This is a genomic window from Actinoallomurus sp. NPDC050550, from assembly GCF_040655075.1.
Classification (GTDB): Bacteria; Actinomycetota; Actinomycetes; order Streptosporangiales; family Streptosporangiaceae; genus Actinoallomurus.
The window spans coordinates 26,292-47,807 of the sequence record NZ_JBFAJC010000078.1; the positions used below are offsets into that span (position 1 = coordinate 26,292).

The window sequence follows — 21,516 nt, forward strand, 5'->3', positions numbered from 1 at the left end:
GGCAGAGCCTTCGGGTCAGGAGCAGCCGGGAATGCTGCCCACGGGCCTGCAGTTGTTGGGATTGTTGGCGGTCACCAGGCTCCCGGCGAGCGTCACCGTCCCGGGACCGGGACGGTCGAAGATCCCGCCGCCGTCGGAGGCGGTGTTGCGCTTGACGAGCGTCCTCACGAGCAAGGCTCTTCCGCCGACGCCGTTCAACAACCCGCCTCCTTCGAACCTGGCGGTGTTGTCGTCGAGTGTCGTCTGGACCAGCCTGGCGGTGCCGCCCTGCTCGTTGTAGATGCCGCCGCCGCTCGTGTTGGCGGTGTTTGCGGTGATGCGGGACCTATCCGTCTCGAGCCGGCCGTCGCTGTAGATGCCGGCACCACCACCGCCGAAACCGTTGGGATGACGCGTCGTGTTCCTTTCGATGAGGACCAAGATAAGGATGAGCGAGCCGCTGTCGTTGGCGATGCCGGCGCCGTTGTCCGCCGTGCTGTTCCGCACCGTGACCGATTTCAGGACAATGGTGCCGCGTGCGCTGAGGATGGCCCCGCCGGGGAAGACCCCCGCGTCGCCGCCCTCGATGAAGATGCCCGCGACGTCCAGGCGGGCGCCGGCGGCCACCTCGATCAGGCGGAACGGCCCGCCTCCGGTGCGCCGAATGTGCGTGGACGGCCCCCCGACGATGGTGATGTTCCCGGTGATGATGGGCAATGCGTCCCCGCCGCGCGTCCCGGTCTCCGCCGCGGTGGTGAAGTCGTAATTGCAGTTCGGGACCAGTCGGATCGTGCCGTGACCGGCCGCGTTGGCGTTGGTGACCGCTGTCACGAGCCCTGACGCCCCGCCTGAAGGTCCGCTGCACGGCACCGTCACGACCTGCTGGGCATAGGCCGAGGATGGCGATGCCGCCGCCCCCGCCCCGATCAGCGTGGCAGCCGCAACGCTGCCAGCTGTTCTAGCGAATGAACCCATGAGGCTCCCCCCGGAACAGAATGGACATTCCTCTTGTCGGTGATGAATTGTCCTAGCGGCACCGCCGACAGTAGAAGAGAAACATTGCGGAGACTATCACGCTGCCATAGACGCCGGTTCTTTGGAATTCTTGAAGATTGTTGACTTGTGTTTTCACGAGTTCGCCGATGAGTGCGACCGGTGAAGTGACCCAGGCGGCTGTATCATGACGGGCGATGCGTCAGGTGTCTTGAGGTGCACGGTGGCTCGGCCGGGCGATGGTCGAAAAAAACAATTGCCTGGCCGGAGAAATGGCGTCGACTGCGACTTTCGGTACGGAATGATTGTCGGCCTGGCCGCCGAGCGCGGTCAGAGACGCCCGGGTTCGCAGTCGAAACCGGCAGAACTGCCGGTGCGGTAGAGGCGTGTGACGACGTCCTCGATATCGGGTTCGCGCAGGGCGATGTCCTCGACGTCGTAACGGGCGGCGACGGCGGCGACCACGGCCGCGGCGTTCTCGGCCGGCGGTATCGCCAGCCACTGCCGGGGGCCGTCCGTACGGATGAGGCGGGCGCCGTCGACCTCGATCGGCGCCTGCGGGGCGGCGAGATCGACGACGAGGATCCGGTCGGCGTCGGCGGTGGCCCGCAGGCGCTCCAGCGAGCCGTCGTACGCCAGCCGGCCATGGTCGATCACCATGACGCGGCGGCAGAGGCGTTCGATGTCGCCGAGGTCGTGCGTGGTGAGCAGGATCGTCGTTCCCCGCTCGGCGCCCAGCCGGGACAGGAAGGCGCGGACGGTGGCCTTGCTGATGACGTCGAGGCCGATGGTCGGCTCGTCGAGGACCAGGATCTCCGGATCGTGCACCAGCGCCGCGGCGAGGTCGCCGCGCATCCGCTGCCCCAGGCTGAGCTGCCGGACCGGGGTGTCGAGGAACGCGCCGAGCTCGAGTACCTCGGTCAGCTCGGCCAGCCGGGTCCGGTGCGTGGCACGGTCGACGCGGTAGAGGTGCCGGATGAGGGTGAGGCTGTCGCGCAGCGGCAGGTCCCACCACAGGGTGGTGCGCTGGCCGAACACCACGCCGATCCGCCGGGCCAGGGTCGTGCGCTGCCGCGCCGGGTCGAGGCCGGCGACGCGCACCCGCCCGGCGGACGGCGTGAGGATGCCGGTGAGCATCTTGATGGTCGTCGACTTTCCGGCGCCGTTCGGACCGAGGTAGCCGACGAACTCCCCGGCGCCGACGGTGAACGAGATCCCGTCGACCGCGTCGACGTTCACCCGCGTGCGGCGGAGCCGCCCGGTGCGCCGCCGCACGGCGAACGTCTTGCGGACGTTCTCGACCTCCAGCATGTGGTCAGCTCCCCGTCGATCGATAGCGCCGCAGGCCCGTACGCCAGGTGACGGCGGCCAGTGCGGACAGCACCGCCGCGACCAGCGGCGACGCGAAACGGAAGAACACCGGCAGGCCGAGCGGATCGGGTCGGCCGAGGACGTACAGCGCCGGCTGCCAGTTGACGAATGCCAGCGGCACGACCCAGGTCAGCCCGCGCAGGACGTCGCGGCCGAAGATGCTGAGCGGGTACTGGGCGAGGTAGGCGCCGCCGTACGTGACCGTGTTCATCGCCTGCTTGCCGTCGACGATCGCGAACTGCCACGTCGCGCTGAGCACCCACAGCGCGGCGTAGATCCAGTAGCCGCCGGCGAGCATCAGCGGGACCGCCGCGACGCGGCCCGGTGTCCAGGCCACGTCGAGCCGGGCGAGGGCGAGGAGGAGCACCGTCCCCGTCGGCACGAGCTTGCCGATCCGGCGTGGGGAGAAGTCCTCGGTGGCGAGTTGCAGCAGCGGCCCGACCGGCCGGACCAGCAGCGTGTCCAGCGTGCCCTGGCGGATGTGCTCGCCGAGCCGGTCGGTCGAGCCGAACGTGAGGTCGGCGAACGCGAAGGAGACTCCCGCCGTGCCGTACAGGAACATCACCTCGGGCAGGGAGAAGCCGCCGAGCTGGGACGTGTGCGCAAAGATGATCAGGATGGCGGCGAGGTCGAGCGACGTGACGACCGCCTGGGCGACGATCAGCATAACCATCGACGCCGGGTACTGCGCGGCCGCCCGCAGCCACGTTCCGGCGAGCAGAAGGTAGGTCCGTACCGCCTCAACCACCGTGGATCACCAGCCTCCGCGGTGCCGCCACGGTCAGCAGCCGCCCGGCGACGAGCAGCGCCACGGCCCACGCCGCCTGGAAGGCGTACGCCCCGAGCGGGTCGGCCCGCTTGCCGAGGAACACGTCCGCGGGCACCTGGATCAGCGCCGCCCACGGCAGGACACGGGCGACCGCGGCGAGGGGGCCGGGGAAGACCACCAGCGGGATGATCATGCCGGAGAAGAACATCGTGGTCACCAGCGAGATCGCCGTGACCCCACGGTCGTCGTGGATCCAGAAGACGGCCAGGGAGTACAGGTAGCGCAACGCGAAGCTCACCAGCACGGCGAGCAGCACCGCGACGGCGAAGGCCGCCCACCGGCCCGGAGACGGCGGCCATCGCAGCGAGAACGCCAGTCCGCCGACGATCAGCGGGGGAGCGCCGCGCGACAGCACCGCGAACGCCGCGCGCCCGAGGTCGTCCGCGAGCCACCAGCCCTGCAGGTCCACCGGCCGGTGCAGGTCGATCGCGATGTCACCGGTGCGGATCCGCTCGGTCAGGTCGAGACTGCCGGCGAACACCCGGACCGGCTCGATGAGCCCCTGCGTGAGGAAGCTGAACGTCACCGCGTCGGCGACGTCGTACCCGCCGAGCGCCGGCCGGGCCCGCCACACGGCGATCAGCACGAACGCCCGCAGGAAGCCGAAGACGGTGTTGGTGAACGTCGCGGAGACGGCCGCCACGCGGTAGGTGCTGTAGCGCCGGAACGCGTACGCCGCGACCCAGGCGTACCGCAACGGCGCGTGAAGAGAGGAGACCGCCCGTGCCCGCCCGCCGGGACTCCGCAAGGCAACCTCCTCCTCACCGACCGTGACCGCTGTGGGCGCGCGCGAACCGCCCGGGACGCCGGGCTCTCGCGGCCGGTTTCACACCGTACGGCGCGGGCGGCCGATCGGCCAGTGGATTATGGCCGCCTCGGTGCCCGCGCCGCGGGGTCGGGAGTGAGCCGGCCTCAGCCGGTGCCCAGGGCCTTGCGGAGGGTGCGGACGGCCTGCTCGATGGCGGCGGTCGCCGCGTTGGTCGTACGGACCGGGTTGAGCATCATGAAGTCGTGGATGATGCCGTTGAAGCGCACGCTCGTGGTCGGGACCCCCGCCTGGGTGAGCCGGCGCGCGTAGGCCTCGCCCTCGTCGCGCAGCACGTCGTTCTCATCGACGATCACCAGGGCCGGCGGCAGGCCGGCGAGGTCCTCGAGTTCCGCGCGGAGCGGTGAGGCGGTGATCTCCGCCCGCTGCGCGGGATCGGTGGTGTAGGCGTCCCAGAACCAGGCCATGGCGTTGGCGGTCAGGAAGGGCCCGTTCGCGAACTCCCGGTAGCTGCCGGTGTCCTGCGCGGCGTCGGTCACCGGGTAGTACAGCGACTGGTGCACGAAGGTCACGTCACCCCGGCGCTTGGCGAGGATGGCCAGGGCGGTGGCCATGTTGCCGCCGACCGAGTCGCCGGCGACGGCCAGGCGAGACGGGTCGAGGCCCTCGTCGGCGCCGTTCCGGGTGATCCACTGCGCGGTGGCGTACGCCTGCTCGAGCGCGACCGGGTACCCTGCCTCGGGCGAACGGTCGTACTCGACGAAGACGATGGCGGCGCCAGCGCCGACGGCGAGTTCGCGGACCAGACGGTCGTGGGTGCCGGCGTTGCCGAGGATCCATCCGCCGCCGTGGACGTAGAGGACGGCCGGCAACGGACCGGCGGCCCCGGGCGGCTTGACGATCCGGACCCGCACGTCGCCGACCTCCGCCGGCACGGTGATCCACTTGTCGTCGACGCCGGGCTTGTCGATCGGTGCGGCCTGAATGTCGTCGAGGACCTTTCGGGCGTCCTCCACGCCGAGTTCGTACAGGAAGGGAGGCTTGGACGTGGCGTCCGCGATTTGCTGCGCCGCCGCCTCGAGAACCGGATCGCTCATGACATCGCTCCTTGGTAACGGTGAGTAGTCCGTCTCCTGTGGAGCTACCCGTGTGGAGCGGGTCTTCGAACCGTGGGTCATGAGCGGTGGCCGGGGACCCGGCGGGTCCCCGGCCGAGGGGAGGTCAGCCCTGTGGCAGGGCCGGCTTGCCGGGGGCCCAGAGCCAGGTGTTGAAGAACCCGCTCAGGTCCTGCCCGGAGATCTTCTGCGCGAGCGCCGTGAACTGCTGGGTGGTGGCGTTGCCGTACCGGTGCTCGGCCGCCCAGGTGCGCAGCGTCTTGAAGAAGGCGTCATCGCCGATCTTCTCCCGCAGGAACTGCAGCACCATGGCGCCGCCGCTGTAGACGCGGTCGTGGAACATGGTGTCGCGCTTCGGATCCGCGATCACGACGTTCCACCAGCTGTCGTTCGCCGCGTGCCCGTTGTAGATCGCCCGAGCCTGGTCGTGCAGCGTCGTGCCGCCGTGCTTCTCGTTCCAGTAGTAGTGCGAGAAGGTGGCGAAGCTCTCGTTCAGCCAGATGTTCTGCCAGGTCTTCACCGAGACGCTGTCACCGAACCACTGGTGCGCCAGCTCATGCGCGATCGTGGTCGTGTTGCGCACGTCGGAGTAGAGCGGCCGGGTCTGGGTCTCCAGGGAGAAGCCGATCGCCTTGCCGTTGTACGTCGCCAGGTCGGCGATCGCGCCGGTCGAGTCGAACGGGAACTTCCCGTACTGCTTGACCCACAGGTCGGTGGCCTCGCCCGTGGTGTCCCAGAAGAACTTGATCGGGTCCGGGTGGTTCGGGTCGCGGCCCTTGAGCTTCGGGTCCACGGCGATCGTCTCGGGGATGCCGCCCGGCGTCTTGCCGGTCTTGAACTCCCACTTGCCGATGTCGGCGGTGGCGAGGTAGGTCGCCATCGGGGCCTTCTCGTCCCAGACGAACGTGGTCTTGGTCCCCTTCGTCTTGTGGGAGACCAACCGGCCGTTCGCGATCACGCCGAGGTCCTTGGGCACCGTCACCTTGAAGGTGAAGGCGGCCTTGTCGGACGGGTGGTCGTTGCTCGGGAACCACGTGGACGCGGCGTTCGGCTCGTCGCCCATGAACGCCCCGTCGTCGGTGTGGACGAAGCCGTACGGCGAGCCGAAGACGATGGGGGAGCCCACGATGGTCTGCGGGACGCCGCCGTACGTCACCGTGGCGGTGAAGCGCTGGTTCTTCCGGATGCCGCTCTTCGGCGTGATGACCAGTTCCTGGCCCTTGCGGGTGAACTTGGCCTTGTGCCCGTTGACGGCGACCTTCGCGACCGTCAGCTGCTGCAGATCCAGGTCGAACCGGGACAGGTTCTGCGTGGCCCGCGCGGTCATCGTGACGACCCCGTCGAGACGCTTGGTCGAGGGGTTGTACTTCAGGTCGAGCCCGTAGTGCAGGGCGTCGTACCCGCCGTTGCCCTCGAGCGGGAAGTACGGATCGCCGATGCCCGGTGCGCCGGGGGAGAAGTGGGGCCGCGCCGCGGCGGACGCGGCGGGTGCGATGGCCGCCACGGAGGCGAGGGTCGCGCCGACGGCCACCAGACGGGATGTTCTGCGCATTTGGGGGGTTTCCTCGTGCAGAAGATCAACTGGACCTTGCGACTCTGGCGTATGTGCGCGGGGATTGTCCAGAGTGTGGGCCAGAGGTGGCCTGTGGCGGCATTGGCCGGATTCAGCCGGAATAAACGCACACGGTGGCCCCCGGAATCATCCGGGGGCCACCGCGTCGATCGCGATCGTCGAGTCGTCCAGGTGCCAGCAGTGAGACGTCGGAGGTGTGCTGTCGCAGAGGCGGAGATGCTGACGCGGTGGGGGTGCCGCTGTCTTGGCGCTCGATCTGGGGGCGCAGATCATCTTCGGCGTATTGCCAGGACCGGGAGACGCCGGCATGGCGGGCGACGGCGTCGAAGGTGAACCGCCGGCCGGTGGCGTCCATCCGGCGCAACGCGGTGACGGCGCGTTCGCGGGTCCGTTCGGCTCGGCGTGCGCTCGCGCCCGCCACCGGCCACAACCCCGGATAATCGACGGTGGTTCACGGCGACGATACAAAAACATGACACTGCTCAAAACCGGAGCTCCGAGTTGTCTCTTGGCCGGCTGTCTATCGTTCATGTCATGAGCGACCAAGCAGCGGCGGAGGAGTCGAGTGATCTTGCTTCCGGAATTACATCTTCGAACGTGGAGCAGCGGGGTGACATCCGGGATCCGCTGACAGATCACGGCCAACGCCGGCTTCTGGAAAGCTGGTGGACAAATGCTGCACTATGGGCGATTATTGCCATTTCTCCGGCGCTCGTCGTAACATTTCTCGTGCGACACTACTTCAATGCTAGCCTGCTCGATTTTACCCCGTAATGTCGGACAAGATCGACTACTGGCATCAGGTTGCGACATTCCGGACGGTCGGCTTCGCAGGTGGCGTTTACGGTGTCGACGAGCCGCATGCTGAACTTCCCTTTATCTACTTCGGCTCAAATGGGCCTGCGTACCCGATGCTTCTGGCGGGCATCGGATCGATCGCCGGATGGCGCCCGTTCTCGGGCCCGCTTATCAATATGACCGTCGTGGCGGTGGCGATTTTCAGCTACCTCGCGCTGACCAGGGCAGGCAGGATGAGAGCCGTGCTGACCGGACTGCTCGTGCTCACGTTCTGGCCGCTGATGCTGTATCTGACGACCACCATGCAGGAGACCTTTCACCAGGCATTCGCCGCCGCTCTGGCCGGGCTGTTCTTCCTGCTGTTGCGCCGCGGCCCGGACACGAGCCGCACGTTCTATACCGCTGCGGTCGCCCTGCTCGCGTTGGCCTCCCTGCTGCGGCCGACATGGGCGCTGCTGTTCGTACCGCTGTTCTTCCTGCGCGGCGCGGAGTTCTCTGGCCGGCGGCTCAAATGGGCGGCAGTCAAGGCGAGTCCGATCATCGTTGCAGCCTTCTGGGTCTGGAGTGCCGTGTCAACGCCCTATCCAGGCTTCGTCGCACAACTCACGGGGTCGGCCACCCGCTCTCCACTGGCCGCGGTAAAGCTGTTCCTCTGGCACTTCTGCAGCAGCACCAAGAAGCTCGCCGAGGGCAACTGGCTCGAACTGGCGCTGCGGGCAGCGCTGCTGCTGATCGTCGTGGCGGCCATCACCGGCGTTGTCCGTCACCTTCGCGGTAGCGATGCCGATCACCGCGAAGGCTTGGCCGCCTGTACGTTCCATCTCCTCAACCTCGTGCCGCTGCTGATCCTGTTGATAGGGTTTTACGACATCTTCGACTGGCGTGACTACCGGGTTCTCGCCCCACATGTACTGCTCTCGGTGCTGGTTGCGCTGGCTCGCTCCGAGCGGACCGTCGTGATCAGCGCAGTGGCCACCAATGTGGCCGTCGTCGGCGCGGTCGGACCCATTTTCTCCGAAATCCACTATCGGCACTTTGTGCCTGTGAATAAGAAGACCACCACACTTAGTCGCTATCTCGCTTACAAGCCGGGTGCGTCGGCATGGGAGAACACGATTCTGGTCGACCGCGCCAATTTTGGACCCGGACTTGTGAACGTACCCGCGGGCCTGGGCCTGACGCTGCACTTGCGAGAGAACGATCAAACGGTCCGGTCACGCTATCTACTCGTGACAGAGGCAACCGCGCTGAAGCTCAGGCCGGACCGACTCCGGTTGCTCACCACAACCGACCAGGGCAACCTATACATCCGCAAAGACTGATCCCATTATTCGCTCTGGTTTTTCTTTTGCGGCAAACGTTGAAGGAGTGATAATGACAGAGGCGCAGGCGGTTCGTCAAAGAGTGGTACCAGCGCGGTCGGATCGTCCGAGGCGACGGCCGATGAACCTGCTGCGATCGGGTTGGGTCCCTACGGCGCTTGTCCTTGCGGTGACCGTTGCGGTTCTTCGTTATTACGATGTCTCTTTCCGAGATACGGCGGTGTTCGGCGCCTCCGTGATTCTGGGAAAAACGGTACCGGGAGTGCTGCTCTGGCGTGCTTGCCGCGGCGGATCGCGGTTTTTCGCCGAGGAGGTGGCGGCCGGCACGGTGCTCGGTCACGCGATCATTGTGCTCGGCTACATACCGGCACGGTGGGCCGGGTATCCGTTGTTGGTGCTCGTGTGGCCGGGCGTAACCGTCGCCGCGTTCCTGGTCGTACCGGCACTGCGGCGGTTCTGGCGAGGAGCGGGGAACACCGTTCGAGTCCCGGCGCCGTACGCTTGGGGTACCGCGGTTCTGATCGCGTTCACCATACTCTCGAGTGGATCCGCGTTCTTCCGCCATCACGGGCTGGCCTGGCCGGGATATGCGAGGCCCTACGTCGACCTGCCTTTCCACCTCGGCCTCGTCGGCGAGCTGAAGCATCACATGCCCCCAGCCTATCCGGCCGTTGCCGGCGAGCCGCTCTATTACCACTGGTTCGCCTACGCCGACATGGCGGCCACCAGCTGGGTGACCGGGATCGAGCCGCAGACTCTGGTGTACCGGCTGTTCATGCTGCCGATCCTTGCGGCGTCGCTCGTTCTGTTCTTCGCCATCGGGCGGCGGTTGACCGGCCGGTGGTGGCCGGGACTAGCGGCCCTCGGGATCGCCTTTCTCGCATGGGCGCCGACTCCCTACGTGTGGGCACCGTCTCTCGGGGCCCACGTTCTGTCGCCCGACGAAGTCGCGTGGTACAGCCCCACGCACGGGTTCGGTGTGATGTTGTTCGCCCCTGTGGTCCTGCTGCTCGTGGACATTCTCCGCCAGCCGAGATCGGGTTCCGGCCCCTGGACGCTGTTCGTCACCTTGCTCATGGCGGTGATGGGGGGGAAGGCCGTCTTTCTTCCCATTCTCCTAGCCGGGCTCTCCGCCGTGCTGATCGCGACGATGGTGGCGCAGCGGCGGCTTCACCGGCCTGCCGTCGTGGCGATTCTGGCCGCGATGCCATTCGTGCTGATCGCGCAGCTCGTGCTGTTCGGCGGCCAATCTGACGGCATGATCGTGCACCCCGGGTCGGCCTTCGCGACGGTGGCCGCGGAAACCGCATCTACTCCCGATCCCTCCGTGGCGTTGGTAGCACTTGTGGCGTTGCTCAGCGCCTTCGGCAGGGTCTGCATCTGGGCCGGCGTATTCGGTCTTGCCGTCCGGCGGAAGACCTTCTGCGACCCATCGATTCTCCTAATCCTCGGGATGAGTGTGGCCGGAGTCGCCGTCGGCGTGATTCTGCGTTTCCCCGGCAGCTCTCAGCTGTTCTTCTACAACGGTGTGATTCCGTATATTTCCCTGGCGGCCGCCTGCGGGCTGGCCATCGTATTCCGCGAGCGGATCACCCCGGGTTTTCGAGTCGCGCTTCTCAGCACGGCAGGGGGTGGAGTCGTCACCTTTCTGGCAGTCCGCGAGCTGGATGGAAGCACCAGGCCCACGGCGGATGCGGCGGTGCTGCGGATCCTCGGTCCGTTCGTCGCGCTCGTGGCGATCACTGGAGTGTTCGTGGTGGTCCTGGCCATGCTCGGACGCCGGCACCGTGTCCTGCGGCCGCTGTCGCCGGCGTTCGTTGTCGCCTTCTTTACCGGGATGGCCCTTCCCGCGAGTCTGTTCCACGTCCGCCAGATGTGGCAGGGGCCGGCTTCCCCGCCTCTTCCGAGCACGACGATCAGCTCCGGAATCCTCGAGGCAGGGCGGTGGCTGCGGGACCACTCACGCCCTGGCGATCTGGTAGCCACCAACTCGGTCTGCATAAATGAGTGCCACAATCGGAACTTCTTTGCCGTATCGGCGTATACGGAGCGACGTATTCTGGTCGAAGATTGGGGATTTGAGTTGAGAACGCACGCTGAAGCGATGAAGCGGAACATTCCCGACGAGGCGGTCCCGTTCTGGGATCGACGGCGGCTGGCGGACAACGATGCGGCATTCCACCGTCCGTCGTCCGAGACGGTACGGCGGCTACGCGACGCGTACGGTGTCCGCTGGCTCTTCGTCGACAGGAGCTATGACCGGCCCGCTCCGGGCCTGGGTAGATTCGCCTGGTTGCGGCACGAGGCCGGCGCCTGCGCCGTCTATGAGATCCCGAACTGACGCCACCGCCGACGAGGCCTACGGCCAGGTCAACCGGATACCCACGACGCGGCACACGTACCGGCCACCCGCCACATATCAGGTCCGTACTTGGCGGGTCTGGTAAGCCCACATCGCCTTGTCGATGCTCGCCCACGCCTGGCTGGCGGTGGCCCGATCCCTGGCCACAAAAGGAATAAGCGCACGCGGTGGCCCCCGGCATCATCCGGGGGCCACCGCGTCGACCTGGAGGCGTTTTTCAGTCGGCCGGGACGAACTGCTCCTCTTCGGTGGATCCCTTCAGCGCCACCGTGGAGGAGTCCGGCGAGATCGCCGTGCTGACCCGGTCGAAGTACCCGGTGCCGACCTCGCGCTGGTGCTTGGTGGCGGTGTAGCCGTCCCGCTCGGCGGCGAACTCCGCCTCCTGCAGCTCGACGTAGGACGTCATGCCGTCCTCGGCGTAGCCCTTGGCGAGGTGGAACATCGAGTAGTTGAGCGAGTGGAAGCCGGCCAGCGTGATGAACTGGAACGTGTAGCCCATGTGCCCGAGCTCGCGCTGGAACTTCGCGATCGTCGCGTCGTCCAGGTGCTTCTTCCAGTTGAAGGACGGCGAGCAGTTGTAGGCCAGCATCTGGTCCGGGTACTCCGCCTTGATCGCCTCGGCGAAGTGCCGCGCCACGTCCAGATCCGGCGTGCCGGTCTCCATCCAGAGCAGGTCGGAGTGCGGCGCGTACGCCAGACCCCGGGCGATGCACGCCTCGATGCCGTTGCGCACCCGGTAGAAGCCCTCGGCGGTGCGCTGACCGGTCACGAATCGCCGGTCGCGCTCGTCGACGTCGCTGGTCAGCAGCGTCGCGGCCTGGGCGTCGGTCCGCGCGATGATCAGTGACGGGACACCGGCGACGTCGGCGGCCAGGCGGGCACCGTTCAGCGTCTTGATGTGCTGGCCGGTCGGGATGAGCACCTTCCCGCCGAGGTGACCGCACTTCTTCTCCGACGCCAGCTGGTCCTCCCAGTGCACACCCGCGGCGCCGGCGGCGATCATCGCCTTCATCAGCTCGTACGCGTTCAGCACACCGCCGAAGCCCGCCTCGGCGTCGGCGACGATCGGCGCCAGCCAGTGCGGGGCGGACTCGTCGCCTTCGGCCCAGGTGATCTGGTCGGCCCGCAGCAGCGCGTTGTTGATGCGGCGCACGACGGCGGGGACCGAGTTTGCCGGGTAGAGGCTCTGGTCCGGGTACGTGTGCCCGCTGAGGTTCGCGTCGGCCGCGACCTGCCAGCCGGACAGGTAGATCGCCTTGAGACCAGCCCGCACCTGCTGGACGGCCTGGTTGCCGGTCAGCGCGCCCAGCGCGTTGATGTACTCCTCATCGTGCAGCAGCGTCCACAGGCGCTCCGCGCCGAGGCGGGCCAGCGTGTGCTCCTCCTGCACCGAGCCGCGCAGGCGGATGACGTCCTCGGCCGTGTAGGTCCGCTCGACGCCGGCCCACCGCGGGTCGGTCTTCCACTGCCGCTGCAGCTCTTCGGCTGCTCCCTTGAGGCGACGATCGCTCATGGATACTGCCCTCCTCTGTCGTCCCCTGGGTGCTTGTGTCCTACTCTCTGGCCGCTGGAGCACTAAGTGAACTACTCGGTAACAAGAAGAACAGCAGAATTTTCGCTACTATGAAGCTGTGACGGGCTTTCAAAAAGAAGAATCGCTGAACTTGACGAATGGTCTAGACCTCGTGACGTTCGGCCAGCGGCTGCGGCACCTTCGGCGCGCCCGCGGCTACACCCTCTCTGAGCTGGGAGAACGCGTCGGCCGGGCGCCGTCCCAGCTCTCGCTGCTGGAGAACGGCCGACGCGAGCCGAAGCTGTCCCTGCTCCAGGCGCTCGCCGCGGCCCTCGAGGTCCCCATCGAGGAACTTCTCCGCAAGCAGCCGCCCAACCGTCGCGCCCAGCTTGAGATCGCCCTCGAGGAGGCCCAGCGCGACCCCGCCTACCGCGCGCTCGGCCTGCCCCACCTCAAGGTCGGCAAGCGAGTGCCCAACGACGTCCTCGAACACCTCCTCGCGATGTACGACGAGGTCAAGCGGAGCCGGACGAAGCCGACCGCCAGCCCGGAGGACGCCCGCAAGGCCAACGCCGAACTGCGCCGCCAGATGCACGAGCGCGGCAACTACTTCGGCGAGATCGAGCAGGTCGCCGCCAAGTCCCTGGAGGCCGCCGGCTACCGGGGCGGCGCGCTCTCGCAGGGCATGCTGCTGTCGCTCGTCACCCACTTCGGCTTCACCCTGCGGTACGTCCAGGACCTGCCGCGCTCGGTCCGGTCCGTCACCGACCTGCGCAACCGCCGCATCTACCTCGAGCGCGAGCAACTCGGCATGCACACGCCCCGGACGATCCTGCTGCAGACGCTCGGCCACATCGCCCTCGAGCACGCCGTGCCCAAGGACTTCGCCGACTTCCTCCGGCAGCGCGTCGAGGCCAACTACTACGCCGCCGCCACCCTCCTGCCCGAGCGGACCGTCGTGCCGTACCTCCAGGAGGCCAAGGCCGACCGCGAGCTGTCGATCGAGGACCTGTGCGACGTGTTCTCCGTCTCGTACGAGATGGCCGCGCACCGGTTCACCAACCTCGCGACGCACCACCTCGACCTGCCGGTGCACTTCACCAAGAACGACGAGAGCGGCACCATCTACAAGGCGTACGCCAACGACGGGCTGATCTTCCCCGCCGACGAGCACGGCGCCATCGAGGGCCAGCGGATGTGCCGCCAGTGGGCCGGGCGCCGGGTCTTCGGCGCCGACGACCGCTTCTCCGTCTACTACCAGTACACCGACACCCCCACCGGGACGTACTGGTGCCTGTCGCACATCGACCCGAGCCACGACCGCGACTTCGCCATCACCCTGGGCGTGCCGTACGAGCACTCCCGATGGTTCCGCGGCCGCGAGACGAACCGCCGCGTCCGGTCGGCCTGCCCGGACGGCGACTGCTGCCAGCGGCCCCCGGCCGAGCTGGCCCGTAGGTGGCAGGGCCACGTCTGGCCGTCCGCGCGAGCCCATTCCCACGTCCTGGCGGTCCTGCCGCCCGGCGCGTTCCCCGGAGTGGACGAGGCCGACGTGTACTCCTTCCTGGAGCAGCACGCCGAGACGTGACAGGAGGGTCAGCGGGCTGAGCGACCGCGAGTGGGGAGTGGTGAGCGACCAGCGAGGCCGCCACCATGTTTCCCCTGGCTGTGATGCCGGCGAAACGAGGGTGAAACCCTGACGGGTGTCAATGGGCCGGTACGCTGACGCAGGAAAGGGGACCATCAGGTGCTGCCCCAGGTACAGGCGTGGCTGCGCAACCGCATGAGCTCCGCGGCGGACTGGCCGGTGGACCGGCTCCTGGCCGCCAAGGGCCAGACCACGGTGAGCGTCGTGCTGCCCGCCCGCAACGAGCGCGAGACGGTCGGCGAGATCGTCGCGGCGATCCGGCGAGACCTCGTCGAGCGCGCCCCGCTCGTCGACGAGATCCTCGTCATCGACTCCCGATCCGTCGATGACACCGCCCAGGTCGCGGCCGCCGCCGGTGCCCGCGTCGTCGCCCAGGACGCCGTGCTCCCCGAGCTGCCGCCGCTGGCCGGAAAGGGCGAGGCGCTGTGGAAGTCGCTGCACGTCGCCCGCGGCGACGTGCTGGCGTTCGTGGACGCGGACCTGCGCAACTTCTCCTCCTCATTCGTCATGGGGCTGCTCGGCCCACTGCTCACCGACCCGTCCGTCGAGTACGTCAAGGCCTGCTACGACCGCCCGCTGAACACCGGCGGCGTCTCCGTCCCCAGCGGCGGCGGCCGGGTGACCGAGCTGGTCGCCCGACCGCTGATCAACATGCACTGGCCGCTCCTCGCCGGATTCGTCCAGCCGCTCGGCGGCGAGTACGCCGGTCGGCGCACGCTCCTCGAACACGTGCCGTTCGTCACCGGGTACGGCGTCGAGCTCGGCCTGCTCGTCGACGTACTGGAGGTCGCGGGGCTGGACGGGATGGCCCAGGTCGACCTCGGCACCCGCGAGCACAGCCACCAGTCGTCCGAGGCGCTCGGCGTCATGGCCGGCCAGATCATGCAGACCGCCTGGTCACGCCTTGACCGGCAGGGCCGCATCGTCCCGCTCGAGCCGCCGTCGACCGTGCTGACGCAGTTCCGTCGCGACGGCGACGGCCACCAGGCGCGGATCCGCGACGTCTCCGTCGGCGAACGCCCGCCGATGATCGAGGTCCGCGCCTACAGCGACTCCGCCGCCTGACCGGCCGCCCCGGCCGGGGAGAGACTCAGCCGGGCGACGGGGGTGCCAGGATCCCGCCGAAGGTCGGGTCCGGGTTGGCGCCCGGCTGCGCGGTCTTCTTGGTCGTGCCGCCCTTCGCGGAGGTACGCGCGGAGCCGCTGCCGTAGGCGTCCGGTGGCGGAGGCACCACGTCGAAGTGGGTCGTCGCCGCCGTCAGCCCCGACAGATCCAGGCCGATCTTGCTGAGCGGGGCGCCGAGCGCGTTGAGCGGCTTGAGCAGCGTCTCGCACTGCTTCGGCGGAGCGCCGAGGGAGTACGCCAGCGAGCAGAGCCACATCGCGATGTTCTGCGACTGCATCAGGTTGAGCCGGGAGTGCAGCGTGCCGTCCTGGTAGTCGTAGACCTGCATCGCGTTGGTGGCCGCCACCGGCGCCTTGTCCAGGAACTGCTGCAGGGACTGCTTCTCCTTGACGAGGATGCCGGTCACCTGCGCGAGGCCCTGGACGTTCGCGGCGATCTGCGTCTTGTTCTCCTTGACGAACGCCGAGACCTCCTGCAGCGCCACCGTGAGGCTCTTCAGCGCCGCCCGCAGCTCGGTCCGTTCCGCGTTGAGCGTGCCGGAGACGGTCGCGAGGTTCTCCGAGAACGCTCGGATCTGCCGGTCGCTCGCGGCCATCGCCTGGGTGATCTTCGCGAGGTTGCGCACGGTCTGGCTGGCGTCGCCGCGGTTGTCGGCGAGGATCCGGCTGACCTCGGAGAGGTCCTGGAGGGTCTGCTTGAAATTCTCGCCCTGCCCGTTGAGGGTCTGCGCGCTCGACTTCAGCAGCCGCGACAGTGCGCCGTTGGCGTTGGCGCCCTGCGGTCCGAGGGCCTTGGCCAGATCGTTGATCGACTGGTTCGCGTCGTCGAGCTCGACCGGCACCGCCGTGCTCGACAGAGACAGCGTGGCGCCGTTCTGGAGGGCCGCTCCGCCGCGATAGACCGGCGTGAACTGGATGTACCGGTCGGCGACCAGCGACGGAACGATGATGACGGCCTGGGCGTTCGCGGGGATCTTGCGCTTGGCGTCGTACGCCATCCCGATCTCGACCATGTTGCCCTTGGGCGTCACGCGGGTGACCTTGCCGACCTTCACGCCGAGCACGCGGACCTCGGTGCCGCGGTAGACGCCGGTGGCGCGCTCGAAGTAGGCGGTGACATGCGTCTGCTCACCACTGGGCCAGAAGACGGCGGCGAGCGCGGCGGCCACGACGACGGCCAGGACGGCCGCGCCGAAGGCCAGCACTCGGGTGGGGCGGGCATCCCGACGGCGGGGGGAACCGGGCAGACCCACTCAGACTCCCGTTCTATCGGGCGACCAGGGCCACGGGGGCAGATTGCGAAATAAGTTACCTCTTACCTCGTGCGGACGGTACCGCTTGTTACAGCCTCGTGACTCTCATGGCACGAAGTCAATCTCCTTCTGGGCGTAATGTGACACTTGCCACCCTGTTACCGCCGGTAGCACTCTGGCCGCTAGGGTGAGGTGGACATCGGGTCCAATAGCGTGCCCGCCGCCCGGGCCGGCCGTGAACGGAGGAAACATGTCGGACGACGGCGCCCCGGCCTTCTCGCTTGAGCTGAACGAGGATGTGCGGGCGGTCCAGGAGTGGGTCCACGAGTTCGCCAGAGACGTCATCCGGCCCGCCGGCCAAGAGTGGGACGAGCGGGAGGAGACCCCCTGGCCGATCCTCCAGGAGGCGGCCAAGATCGGGCTGTACTCCCTCGACTTCTTCGCCGAGCAGTGGATGGAGCCGTCCGGCCTCGGCATCCCGGTCGCGTTCGAGGAGCTGTTCTGGGGAGACGGCGGCATCGGCCTGTCCCTCGTCGGCTCCGGCCTGGCGGCCGTGTCCGTCGCCGCCACCGGCCTGCCCGAGCAGATCGGCGAGTGGATCCCGCAGATGTTCGGCACCGCCGACGACATCAAACTCGGCGCGTTCTGCGCCTCCGAACCCGACGCCGGCTCCGACGTCGGCTCGATCCGCACCCGGGCGGAGTACGACGAGGCCAAGGACGAGTGGGTGATCAACGGCACCAAGACCTGGGCCACGAACGGCGGCATCGCCAACGTTCACGTCGTCGTGGCCTCCGTCGACCCCGAGCTCGGCACCCGCGGTCAGGCCAACTTCATCGTGCCGCCCGGCAGCCCCGGCCTGTCCCAGGGCCAGAAGTTCAAGAAGCACGGCATCCGCGCCTCCCACACCGCCGAGGTCATCCTCGACAACGTGCGCGTGCCCGGCTCCTGCCTCGTCGGCGGCAAGGACCGGCTCGACGAGCGGCTCGCCCGCGTCCGTGAGGGCAAGCGCGCCGCCGGCCAGGCCGCCCTGCGCACCTTCGAGGCCTCCCGCCCCACCGTCGGCGCCATGGCCGTCGGCATCGCCCGCGCGGCGTACGAATACGCCGTCGACTACGCCCGCGAGCGCGAGCAGTTCGGCAAGAAGATCGGTGACTTCCAGGCCGTCGCCTTCAAACTCGCCGACATGAAGACCCAGATCGACGCCTCCCGCCTCCTCGTCTGGCGCGCCGCCTGGATGGCGCGCAACGGCAAGGAGTTCGCCAGCGCCGAAGGCTCGATGGCCAAACTCCACGCCGGCGAGACCGCCGTACGGGTCACCGAGGACGCCATCCAGATTCTCGGCGGCAACGGCTACACCCGCGATTACCCCGTCGAGCGCTGGCACCGCGATAGCAAGATCTTCACCATCTTCGAGGGCACGTCGGAGATCCAGCGCCTCGTCATCGGCCGTACGGTCACCGGATTGCCGGTCCGCTAGCGTTTCCGCAGGTCAGGCGCATTACGCGTGCACGTCTGTGCTGAGTTCGATCACGCTGCGCGTCGATCGGCGATTGCTCGTCAGACCCCATCGTTTCCCGTCGGTTCCCAACGCGGTGCTGACTTGGCGCTGACCAATGACCAGCCCACTCACAGCTCATCTCTGAGTTGAGCCGTCTACCCCTGTACGGCAAGATCTGCGAGATGGCCGCAGCGGCGATTGCGTACTATCGGGCACTCCTCGACCGGATCCCGACGATTCACGATGCGTGTCGACTGATGCCGGGGTCAGGTGCGCCAGCGTACGAACAGCCGATCGCCTGATTCGGCGTGAGCGGTCCTACGCCTGAGCGGGGTCCGACGTGATGGCCTTGATGGATCCGTCGGAGGTGAACGCCACCGTGAGGCGGTGACCGTCGGGGAAGCGGCCCTCGATCGCGTCGGGGCCCTCCGCGATCTCCGAGCCGTAGTGGACGACGAAGCCCCGGACGACCCGGCGGGGATCGGACGGGAAGACCTCGATGGCGGTCATCATCAGGCGCGCGGCCGAGAACGGATCGTAGGCGGCGACGGGCAGCTGCGGGTCGTCGAGGTGGAAGTACACGGAGCCCTTCCCGCCGTTGATCCGGCAGCTATGGACGCCGTTGCCGCCCAGCAGCGCCCCTGCGGCGATGGCCATCGTGGTCGCGGCCTGGTGTGGGTTCGGGAACCCGGAAAGGTCGAGGCGCCCGATGGTCAACTCGGCGATGTCGTGTTCCCGGCCGTACTCGCGGACGGCGCTCAGCGGCTCGACGGCGGGATGGTCATCGCGGTAGTGCTCGTTGGCCCAGGACCACAGCCAGGACTGGTCCAGGTGGGAGAAGCTGCCGAGCAAGGTGACGCCGTGGTAGGTGCGGCCCCCCGTGGTCAGTGTCCGCTCGTCGGTGTCGAAGTGGACCTCGCTCTCGCCCAGGGCCTCGTTCAGCACGTCCTGCCGGTGGATCGCCGCCGCCGCGCCCTCGCCCGCGAACGTCTCGAACCACGGGCTGTAGGCGCCGAGCCCGTACGGGAGATCCCGCCAGAATTTGGCCTGGTCCCGGTCGCCGTCCCCTTCGTAGATGTCGGCGAGCTTCCCGGCCGCCGCCGTGTGCCCGAAATCCTCCACCGCCCTGTGCAGCCATACGACGGCCGACTCCTGGTCGCCCTGCTGCCTGAATATCAGCCCGAGGCTGTAGGCGGCCTTCGGATGCTTGAGCTCCGCGGCCCGCTGCCAGGCCGCCACCATCGCGGCCTCATCGCCCTGGTCGCGCCGGACGTGCCCGAGGTTGTACGCGGCGCCGCCGTTTCCGCGTTCGGCCGCGCGCTCATACCACTCGGCGGCCAGCGCGAGGTCGCCCTTGCCCTCGTCGTCATGGATCTTGCCGAGGTTGAACGCGGCCTTGTCGTCGCCCAGGTCCCAGGCGCGGCGGTAGAGCTCCATGGCCTCGGGCAGGTCGCCCCGATTCTCCAGGAGCACCCCCAGGTTGAGGATCCCGCTGCGGTGACCGCCCTCGGCGGCCAGCCGGTACAACCGCTCGGCCTCGTCCAGGTCGCCGCCGCGCTCCTCCTCGTAGCCGACCTCGAAGGCGGCGGCGGGTACGCCCTGCTCGGCGGCACGCCGGTACCACGCCTCCGCCCCGGCCCGGTCGCCGTGGTCGAGCAGGCCGTGACCGAGGTCGTACCCGGCGACGGGGTGCCCGGCCTCGAACGCCTGGCGGAACAGCTCCTCGGCCTCCGCCCACCGGCCTTCGCGCTCGGCGGTCAGAGCGCGCTCACGCAGCTCTACCGCGGCGGGCGGGTACTGGGCATCGGTCATGCGGAAAGCCTCCAGGGGGGTCGGGTGTTTCCGATCACGACTACCGACGTACGCGACCATGGTCGCATTCCCCGCCGAACCTGATCGGCGAAGTGTCAGCGACGCCGGAGGACGTACGGCTGGATCAGGCCGAGGCCATGGGCGCGGCGGCGGGTGATGCGCGTCAGGTCGTAGGCGTCGTCCTTGGGGTTCCGATAGTCCTGGCGGAAAACCAACGGATTGAGGCCGCGTCTCGGACGGGTGTCCGTAAGACGTTCCCTCAGCGGACACCCGGGTGTCGATGGCGCGGCCGTCGCGACCAGCGAAGACGCCGTCTCAGATAGGCCGTCCGGTGAACGTCTCACTGAGCGGGGCCTATCCGGACGAGCCGCCGCTCAGCGCCGTCGCGGACTCTCCAAACCTCCGCAGGGCAGAGCTATATCCGTTGGATTTTCCACGATTACTACCGACCGGTGCGGCGTTCGGCGATCTCGCGGAGCTTGTGCTGCATGTCCTCTCGGTCCGGACCGGCGCCGAAGAAGGCGGCGTCCACCTCGGCGGCGGCCTGGACGGCTCGCCGGACGAGGTCGCGGCCTTCGGCGGTGGCGATGAGGCGATTGGTGCGGGAGTCGGCCGGGTCGGGGACGCGCGTCAGCAGGCCGCGGGCCTCCAGGGTGGTCAGGACCTTGGAGGTCATCATTCGGTCAGCGCCGGAAAGTTCGGCGGCTTGCTGCTGGGTCGGCGGGCCGGTCTGGTTGGTCAGCCAGTTGACTGACGCCAGCAGGTTGAACTGGGTGTGGGTAAGGCCCATCGGCCGGAGGCCGGCGTCCATCGCCTGCCGCCAGGCCAGGGCCGCGTGGTGCAGCCAGAATCCGGGGCTCATCAGCGGGCCCCGGGGCGGGGGGGTGTCGATCATCTCTGGGCGGCCTCCTGCTCCAGTGCGGTGAAGGTGCCGGCCAATGCACGGCGCACCTTGCGACCGTAGTAGAGACGGAACAGCAGGATGAGAGGGCCGCGGACCTCATAACGCTTCCAGACCCTGATCTTGCCGTCGCGGATCGGCTCCAGGCCGTGGTCGATGGTCAGCTTCCCGCCCGGCAGCGGCGACTCGGCCGTCCACATACGGCCGGGCTCGACGGCGGTGATGGTGTAGGGGCCGCCAGGGTTGCCGCGCTGCTTGGAGTAGCCGCTGGTGCCGGGGGCGAAGGGACCGTGGAGCCGATTCTCCATCTCGCGCGGGTCCCACTCGGGGAACCGTTCCACCTCACTCCAGACCGCCCAGACCTTGGCGCTGTCGCCACTGATGATCTTCTCATCGCCGAAGACGTACACAAGACCTCCTTTGTTGTCGCAACTACAATATTAGTAGTCGCGACAACAGTCCAGAGCCTGGGGGGCCTAATCACGTCATGGGTCAGCTATCTGACGGCTGGGGACACGTTCGGGAGCGGGGGCCAACGTTGCATGACGCGGCACTAGTGTCATGCGCCTGAAATTCGTCGGCAAAATCGTGCTAGGGATTCGAGGATCTCTTCGGCGGTCTTGGTCCACACGAACGGCCGGGGGTGGGTGTTCCAG

The 21,516-nt window shown here is 68.1% G+C and carries 17 protein-coding genes; 6 read left to right on the forward strand and 11 right to left on the reverse strand.

Going from position 1 to position 21,516, the window contains the following annotated elements; translation table 11 throughout:
* Positions 1 to 15 precede the first annotated feature (15 nt).
* The 6 genes from AB0I04_RS50515 to AB0I04_RS50540 form a co-directional block, all read right to left on the reverse strand.
* Positions 16 to 810 (reverse strand): hypothetical protein, encoded by a 795-nt coding sequence (locus AB0I04_RS50515; RefSeq protein WP_360902500.1) that lies wholly within the window; start codon positions 808 to 810, stop codon positions 16 to 18.
* A 492-nt stretch (positions 811 to 1,302) separates the two neighbouring features.
* Positions 1,303 to 2,283, reverse strand: coding sequence for an ATP-binding cassette domain-containing protein (locus AB0I04_RS50520; protein ID WP_360902503.1), 981 nt, complete (start codon positions 2,281 to 2,283; stop codon positions 1,303 to 1,305).
* 4 nt (positions 2,284 to 2,287) lie between these two features.
* Complete coding sequence (locus tag AB0I04_RS50525) at positions 2,288 to 3,091, reverse strand: ABC-2 family transporter protein (protein WP_360902506.1); 804 nt, start codon at positions 3,089 to 3,091, stop codon at positions 2,288 to 2,290.
* Positions 3,084 to 3,920 (reverse strand): ABC-2 family transporter protein, encoded by an 837-nt coding sequence (locus AB0I04_RS50530; protein ID WP_360902508.1) that lies wholly within the window; start codon positions 3,918 to 3,920, stop codon positions 3,084 to 3,086. The genes AB0I04_RS50525 and AB0I04_RS50530 overlap by 8 nt, the downstream gene beginning before the upstream one ends.
* 164 nt (positions 3,921 to 4,084) lie before the next feature.
* The gene (locus AB0I04_RS50535) at positions 4,085 to 5,035 is read right to left on the reverse strand and encodes an alpha/beta hydrolase (RefSeq protein ID WP_360902511.1); all 951 of its coding nucleotides are present in this window, start codon (positions 5,033 to 5,035) and stop codon (positions 4,085 to 4,087) included.
* Between the two features lie 124 nt (positions 5,036 to 5,159).
* Entirely contained in the window at positions 5,160 to 6,605 is a 1,446-nt protein-coding gene (locus AB0I04_RS50540; protein WP_360902514.1) for a M1 family metallopeptidase, read from the reverse strand.
* Positions 6,606 to 7,160: 555 nt separating this feature from the next.
* Here AB0I04_RS50540 and AB0I04_RS50545 point away from each other — a divergent pair.
* The 3 genes from AB0I04_RS50545 to AB0I04_RS50555 all read left to right on the forward strand — a co-directional run bounded on the left by AB0I04_RS50545 (position 7,161) and on the right by AB0I04_RS50555 (position 11,087).
* Positions 7,161 to 7,400 (forward strand): hypothetical protein, encoded by a 240-nt coding sequence (locus AB0I04_RS50545; protein ID WP_360902517.1) that lies wholly within the window; start codon positions 7,161 to 7,163, stop codon positions 7,398 to 7,400.
* Complete coding sequence (locus tag AB0I04_RS50550) at positions 7,400 to 8,746, forward strand: hypothetical protein (RefSeq protein ID WP_360902519.1); 1,347 nt, start codon at positions 7,400 to 7,402, stop codon at positions 8,744 to 8,746. Before AB0I04_RS50545 ends, AB0I04_RS50550 begins: the two co-directional genes overlap by 1 nt.
* Positions 8,747 to 8,867: 121 nt before the next feature.
* Positions 8,868 to 11,087, forward strand: a complete 2,220-nt coding sequence (locus AB0I04_RS50555; protein ID WP_360902522.1) for a hypothetical protein — start codon at positions 8,868 to 8,870, stop codon at positions 11,085 to 11,087.
* 238 nt (positions 11,088 to 11,325) lie between these two features.
* Here AB0I04_RS50555 and aceA read toward each other — a convergent pair whose 3' ends face one another.
* Positions 11,326 to 12,621: an isocitrate lyase gene (gene aceA / locus AB0I04_RS50560; protein ID WP_360902525.1), complete on the reverse strand. Its 1,296-nt coding sequence runs from the start codon at positions 12,619 to 12,621 to the stop codon at positions 11,326 to 11,328.
* Between the two features lie 151 nt (positions 12,622 to 12,772).
* Here aceA and AB0I04_RS50565 point away from each other — a divergent pair, with 151 nt between their 5' ends.
* The gene (locus AB0I04_RS50565) at positions 12,773 to 14,209 is read left to right on the forward strand and encodes a helix-turn-helix domain-containing protein (RefSeq protein WP_360902527.1); all 1,437 of its coding nucleotides are present in this window, start codon (positions 12,773 to 12,775) and stop codon (positions 14,207 to 14,209) included.
* A 159-nt stretch (positions 14,210 to 14,368) separates the two neighbouring features.
* Complete coding sequence (locus AB0I04_RS50570; protein ID WP_360902530.1) at positions 14,369 to 15,334, forward strand: glucosyl-3-phosphoglycerate synthase; 966 nt, start codon at positions 14,369 to 14,371, stop codon at positions 15,332 to 15,334.
* Between the two features lie 25 nt (positions 15,335 to 15,359).
* Here AB0I04_RS50570 and AB0I04_RS50575 read toward each other — a convergent pair whose 3' ends face one another.
* Positions 15,360 to 16,646 carry an MCE family protein gene (locus AB0I04_RS50575; protein ID WP_360902533.1) on the reverse strand — a complete coding sequence of 429 codons (1,287 nt, stop codon included), beginning with the start codon at positions 16,644 to 16,646 and terminating at the stop codon, positions 15,360 to 15,362.
* 250 nt (positions 16,647 to 16,896) lie between these two features.
* Here AB0I04_RS50575 and AB0I04_RS50580 point away from each other — a divergent pair, with 250 nt between their 5' ends.
* Positions 16,897 to 18,126, forward strand: a complete 1,230-nt coding sequence (locus AB0I04_RS50580; RefSeq protein WP_360902536.1) for an acyl-CoA dehydrogenase family protein — start codon at positions 16,897 to 16,899, stop codon at positions 18,124 to 18,126.
* A gap of 339 nt (positions 18,127 to 18,465) precedes the next feature.
* Here the strand turns inward: AB0I04_RS50580 and AB0I04_RS50585 are convergent, their stop codons facing one another.
* The 3 genes from AB0I04_RS50585 to AB0I04_RS50595 all read right to left on the reverse strand — a co-directional run bounded on the left by AB0I04_RS50585 (position 18,466) and on the right by AB0I04_RS50595 (position 21,270).
* The gene (locus AB0I04_RS50585; protein WP_360902539.1) at positions 18,466 to 19,959 is read right to left on the reverse strand and encodes a tetratricopeptide repeat protein; all 1,494 of its coding nucleotides are present in this window, start codon (positions 19,957 to 19,959) and stop codon (positions 18,466 to 18,468) included.
* A 442-nt stretch (positions 19,960 to 20,401) separates the two neighbouring features.
* Complete coding sequence (locus AB0I04_RS50590; protein WP_360902542.1) at positions 20,402 to 20,854, reverse strand: MarR family winged helix-turn-helix transcriptional regulator; 453 nt, start codon at positions 20,852 to 20,854, stop codon at positions 20,402 to 20,404.
* Positions 20,851 to 21,270: a hypothetical protein gene (locus tag AB0I04_RS50595; protein ID WP_360902545.1), complete on the reverse strand. Its 420-nt coding sequence runs from the start codon at positions 21,268 to 21,270 to the stop codon at positions 20,851 to 20,853. The genes AB0I04_RS50590 and AB0I04_RS50595 overlap by 4 nt, the downstream gene beginning before the upstream one ends.
* Positions 21,271 to 21,516 lie beyond the last annotated feature (246 nt).

Excerpts from the sequence above, each read along its gene's own strand:
- AB0I04_RS50520 (WP_360902503.1), bottom strand. The coding sequence starts at position 2,283 with ATGCTGGAGGTCGAGAACGTCCGCAAGACGTTCGCCGTGCGGCGGCGC.
- AB0I04_RS50535 (WP_360902511.1), bottom strand. The coding sequence starts at position 5,035 with ATGAGCGATCCGGTTCTCGAGGCGGCGGCGCAGCAAATCGCGGACGCC.
- AB0I04_RS50540 (WP_360902514.1), bottom strand. The coding sequence starts at position 6,605 with ATGCGCAGAACATCCCGTCTGGTGGCCGTCGGCGCGACCCTCGCCTCC.
- AB0I04_RS50545 (WP_360902517.1), top strand. The coding sequence starts at position 7,161 with ATGAGCGACCAAGCAGCGGCGGAGGAGTCGAGTGATCTTGCTTCCGGA.
- AB0I04_RS50550 (WP_360902519.1), top strand. The coding sequence starts at position 7,400 with ATGTCGGACAAGATCGACTACTGGCATCAGGTTGCGACATTCCGGACG.
- AB0I04_RS50555 (WP_360902522.1), top strand. The coding sequence starts at position 8,868 with ATGAACCTGCTGCGATCGGGTTGGGTCCCTACGGCGCTTGTCCTTGCG.
- aceA (WP_360902525.1), bottom strand. The coding sequence starts at position 12,621 with ATGAGCGATCGTCGCCTCAAGGGAGCAGCCGAAGAGCTGCAGCGGCAG.
- AB0I04_RS50580 (WP_360902536.1), top strand. The coding sequence starts at position 16,897 with ATGTCGGACGACGGCGCCCCGGCCTTCTCGCTTGAGCTGAACGAGGAT.
- AB0I04_RS50585 (WP_360902539.1), bottom strand. The coding sequence starts at position 19,959 with ATGACCGATGCCCAGTACCCGCCCGCCGCGGTAGAGCTGCGTGAGCGC.
- AB0I04_RS50590 (WP_360902542.1), bottom strand. The coding sequence starts at position 20,854 with ATGATCGACACCCCCCCGCCCCGGGGCCCGCTGATGAGCCCCGGATTC.